Here is a 4,172-nt window from a genome sequence, read left to right on the forward strand (position 1 = left end):
CTGACCCAGCTTATGAAACACGTCTTAGGTAACTCACGTGCCCGCCCACGTCTGCGGAACGCCGATGCGGATGTTGTTACCTGACCCGGCGCCGACCTGGTCGTGTTTTTCCTAGCTAAGGTGCTCGGTCATCTCCTCGTTCAACGCGGTCTCCAAGACCGGCTTGGTCAACTGCTTCAGCAGCCCGTCCGGACCCGTCAACGACAGGCCCTGCTCCTTCGCGGCCCGGACCAACTCGGCCGCGGCTTTCGCCTTAGCCGACGGCTCGGGCCGCTTCTTGCGTCCAGTCTGATCGTTCAGCGTCACGGTCATCACGGCACCCTCACCAGGCACAACGCCCCGGCAGGTCTGACCGGAGACACCCTTAGATCCACAGACTCCGGGCTAACACAGTGGTCCACTTCGAGCCGTAGGTGTTCAGCATCGTCATCGGTGAGGCAATCGGTCGTGTCGCCCTGCCAACACGGTCCGCGCGCACCTTGAGCGAACCGTCTGCGGGATGCAGATGGCACGCGGCCATTGACCGCGGTCCTGGCGTGCGCCATGATCGCTCTCAACTTGATACTGATGGCCGTCGCTCGCACATCCATTGCTGATGCGAGGCGGCGGTCGCGCGTCGGCGTCTCACGGGGGAGATCGTTGCCGGATGACCATGTCCAGAGTCAGGGCTGCCACCACATCGGAATCTCGGGCGCAGGCGGCCGAGGGCGACAGACCGGATGATCGGCAACTGACCGTTGGTCGTCGCCGCCTGCTCACCGGTGGGTCCATCGTCGCCGCGTCACTGGTAGGTCAGGGCCTCCTCGGCAGCTCCGCACTGGGGGCGGCGGGCACCGAGCTGTCCGTCGGAAAGGTGGAGATCACTCCGGCGGCGGACACGTACCTGGCCGGTTACGGCGTCGATGTGCCCCGCCAGGCGTCCGGGACCGCCGCCCCGCTGTTCGCGCGGTGCACAATCCTGTGGCACGAGGGCGTGCCCCGCGTCATCGTCACCGCCGATGTTCTCGGCTTCGCACGTGGCCTGCACCGGTCGATCCGCAGCCAGGTGGTCGATCTCGGGCTGGCGTCGGAGAACTTCGCCCTGACGGCCACGCACACACACAACGGTCCAGTGCTCCCCGACAAACTGGACCCGTTCATCTCGTACGGGATGAATTCCACTCTGCAGGCACAGGTGCGTGCCTACGGCGACCAGTTGGTCACGAAGATCGTGCAGCTGGTCCGGGACACACTTGAGGGCCCACGAACGGCGTGCACCCTCGACTACCAGGTTGTCGACCAGCACTTCTCGAAAAACCGGGAAAATCTGCCGTACGTCGAGTCGGACGTACCTGTCCTGACGGCCCGTACGCCGGGTGGTGAGCCGCTGGCCGTGCTGTTCAGCTACGGGTGCCATCCGGTGGTGGCGGGGTCGCAGACCATGTTCGACCCGGACTACCCGGGGGACGCGGTCACCCGGATCGAGCAGACGACCGGGGCCTTCGCCCAGTTCCTTCTCGGGCCGGCCGGCGACCAGAACCCTGACGGCGCGCGGGGTTGGGCCCAGCGGAGCCTGCGGGGCGCCGAGCTCGCGCAGGCCGTCACGACGGCGCTGCTGCGGCCGGGACGGCCGGTCGCCGGTCCGACGACAACCCACTACCGGGAGGTGAGCCTGCCGCTGGATGTGACGCTGACCGCGGGCAATCTTCGGGACGTGTCCGCGGCCTACGCCGTGCGGTCCAACAACCTTTCCCTGCCGGGTTACTACCGGCGGCACGCGCAGCAGATGATCGCCCAAATCGACGCCGGCACGTTCGCGACGTCGATTCCGGTGCCCCTGCAGTCCTGGAGGTTCGCCGGCAGCCCGGACCTTCGGCTGCTGCTGGCCGGCGGCGAGATCGTGTCCGGATACGCCGTCTACTTCCGGGCGCGATACGGCACGTCGAGCCAGCTGCTGTTCGCCGGCTACGCGAACGAGGTACCCGCGTACCTGCCCAGCGACGAACTGCTGCGCAGGCCCGCGACGTACGCCGGCGGGATCGACACCGACTTCCCGGGCATCGCCGGCGGCTCGATGACCGTCTACGGCTGGTTGGGGCACCTCAGAGGAAAACCGACAGCTGCATCTCCCGACGGAGCAGAGCAGATCCTCATCAGAGCGATCACCACGGCGCTGACGGCCTAGCAGACCCTTCAACCAGGCAAGCGCCCACACCGCGGCCTACGTCATACCGGCTGACAGCCGTTAGCCGTGAGGGATAGCTGGAACAAAGGATTCTCCGCATCTCCTGGGCGGAGGGCGGGGCCGCCTTGGCCCTGAAACCGATCACCACGTCGTTCCATCATCTGGAGGTTCGCTTGTTACGACGACTCATCGCTTCGTCCATTGCGGTCGTGGCACTACTCCTGGCCTCGACGGCGTCACCGGCGGTCGCGGCCGGTTACATGTTCAAGCCGGGACACCCGATGTTCTTCGGATTTCCAAACAACCCAGATGACTACTGCACCGGCGGCTACGCCGTTCGAGGCACGTCCGGCATGTTCATCACTACCGCCGGGCACTGTTTCGGCACTTCCGGTCTGCCGCCGGCAGCGCAACGCGTCGTCTACGGCACGGACACCCGCTTCGGATACGCGATAAGGAACGACAACATCGGCGACTACCGCGACAACAGTTTCGATGGAGCATTGGTCAAGCTCGACGCAGGAAACGACGCCCAGCAGATCGTCGTCGACCCGCTGACAGGCAGGTCACCGGGCAACGGACGGGTGATGGGCTACTACAACAATAGCGCCCTAACCCCGGGCTTCGTCATCGGAAAAATGGGCCGGACAACTGGTTGGACCGAAGGCTCCGTGACGAACTGGCAGCACGTCGGTTACGACGAGAACGGCGACGGCATTGCCGACACACTTGACTATCTGCTGTGCTCGACCGTCCCCGCGGCTCGCGGTGACAGCGGGGGACCGGTCTGGCGGATGGACGCCAACGGCGTCATGGCGATCGGAATCGTGGTCGCTGTACTGAACGAAAACGGAAGGATGTGTTTCAATCCCATCCAGAACGTTCTCAATCGGTTCGGAGCCTGGCTGCCGGTGTTTGCTGCAAAGGGCGCCAGTGCCTCGGCGTCGACCGCCCAGCCTCTTGTCGTGACCGAACGCTCCGGGCCCGCGGTTCCGATCAACCTCACGCCGGTATCGGCCACGCGCCTCTAGCCCGGGACGTCCGAAAGTTCGATCCTCGTTCGTGCGAGCGACCCTTGGCCGGCATCGCCGAAAGCTGGCAGCTTGCTGTAACCCTCGGTCGGCGCGGATCCCGTCAGCGATGCATGACGACGGACGGACGCAGTCCCCTATGGTGGTGACCTCTTCGGATCCGCCGAAGAGGTCACCACCATAGCTAGGCTTGCGCGAGCCTCGCCTGCTTGCGCACGGCGAGCTTGTCGAACCTGGTGGCCGTGGCTCGATGGCGTTTGAGCCGGTTGATGCCGCACTCGACGGCGTGACGCTACTGTAGATGTGGGCGTCGAAGGTCGGCGAATGGTCGGAGTACCTCCGTTGCGTCAGCTCGCCGCAGGGGAGCTGCCCGCCGGTGACCTTGAGGTCCGGCTGGAGCGGGTCGACGGCGAGACTCTCAGGTGGTCATGGGCCGCCGCCGACGAGCCGATCTTCCCTGATCCGCTGGACACGCTGCCGGAAGACGAGTCGAGTACCGTACGGCTGACGTCCGGCCCCGACGGCTTCACGCTGCGGCACGAGGGGGTGCTGGGTCGGCACGCCTTCGCCCTCGGCCTGATCTGGGACCATCTGCTAGTCGCCGCCGGGTCGTATTCGTGGGTGGAGACGTTGCGTGGGCAGGCGGCCGAGGCGACCGCATTGGCCGAGAAGTACCGCCGCCTGCGGGCCGAGCGGTGGGGAGGTGCTCCACCGTCGGATCGCGTCCGCGGACTCTTCAGCTAAGGCGTGTTTCATAAGCTGGGTCAGAGCCATTCGCAGATGATGGTGATGGTGAGGATGGCCTGGAACCGGACGGCCAGCTTGTCGTAGCGGGTGGCTACGCCGCGGTGGCGCTTGAGCCTTTTGATGCCGTTCTCGACGGCGTGTCGCATCCGGTTAGAGGTTTGGGTCGAACTTGGGCGGGCGTCCACCGCGGCTGCCTTTGGCTTTGCGGTGGGCGTCCTGGTCGGCCTCGC

At 65.8% G+C, this 4,172-nt stretch carries 3 protein-coding genes and 3 pseudogenes; 3 read left to right on the forward strand and 3 right to left on the reverse strand.

The features are described 5' to 3' along the window. Positions 1-117: 117 nt before the first annotated feature. Positions 118-312, reverse strand: a pseudogene (locus tag PSH03_RS22755) (IS256 family transposase); the annotation flags it as partial. Positions 313-646: 334 nt separating this feature from the next. On the opposite strand from PSH03_RS22755, the gene PSH03_RS22760 reads away from it, so the two are divergent. Together PSH03_RS22760 and PSH03_RS22765 are read left to right on the forward strand one after the other, a co-directional pair. Next, entirely contained in the window at positions 647-2,164 is a 1,518-nt protein-coding gene (locus tag PSH03_RS22760) for a hypothetical protein (RefSeq protein ID WP_210787561.1), read from the forward strand. 125 nt (positions 2,165-2,289) lie between these two features. Beyond that, positions 2,290-3,195 (forward strand): trypsin-like serine protease, encoded by a 906-nt coding sequence (locus PSH03_RS22765; protein WP_210787560.1) that lies wholly within the window; start codon positions 2,290-2,292, stop codon positions 3,193-3,195. Between the two features lie 184 nt (positions 3,196-3,379). Here the strand turns inward: PSH03_RS22765 and PSH03_RS22770 are convergent. Beyond that, a pseudogene (locus PSH03_RS22770) lies at positions 3,380-3,516 on the reverse strand (IS5 family transposase); the annotation flags it as partial. Positions 3,517-3,519: 3 nt separating this feature from the next. Here PSH03_RS22770 and PSH03_RS22775 point away from each other — a divergent pair. Beyond that, on the forward strand, positions 3,520-3,939 hold the full coding sequence (locus tag PSH03_RS22775; protein ID WP_210787559.1) for a hypothetical protein: 420 nt from the start codon (positions 3,520-3,522) through the stop codon (positions 3,937-3,939). Positions 3,940-3,959: 20 nt separating this feature from the next. On the opposite strand, the pseudogene PSH03_RS22780 reads toward PSH03_RS22775, so the two are convergent. After that, positions 3,960-4,172: pseudogene (locus PSH03_RS22780) on the reverse strand (IS5 family transposase); the annotation flags it as partial.

The sequence above is a fragment of the Micromonospora salmantinae genome, from assembly GCF_022230905.1.
Lineage (GTDB): Bacteria > Actinomycetota > Actinomycetes > Mycobacteriales > Micromonosporaceae > Micromonospora > Micromonospora salmantinae.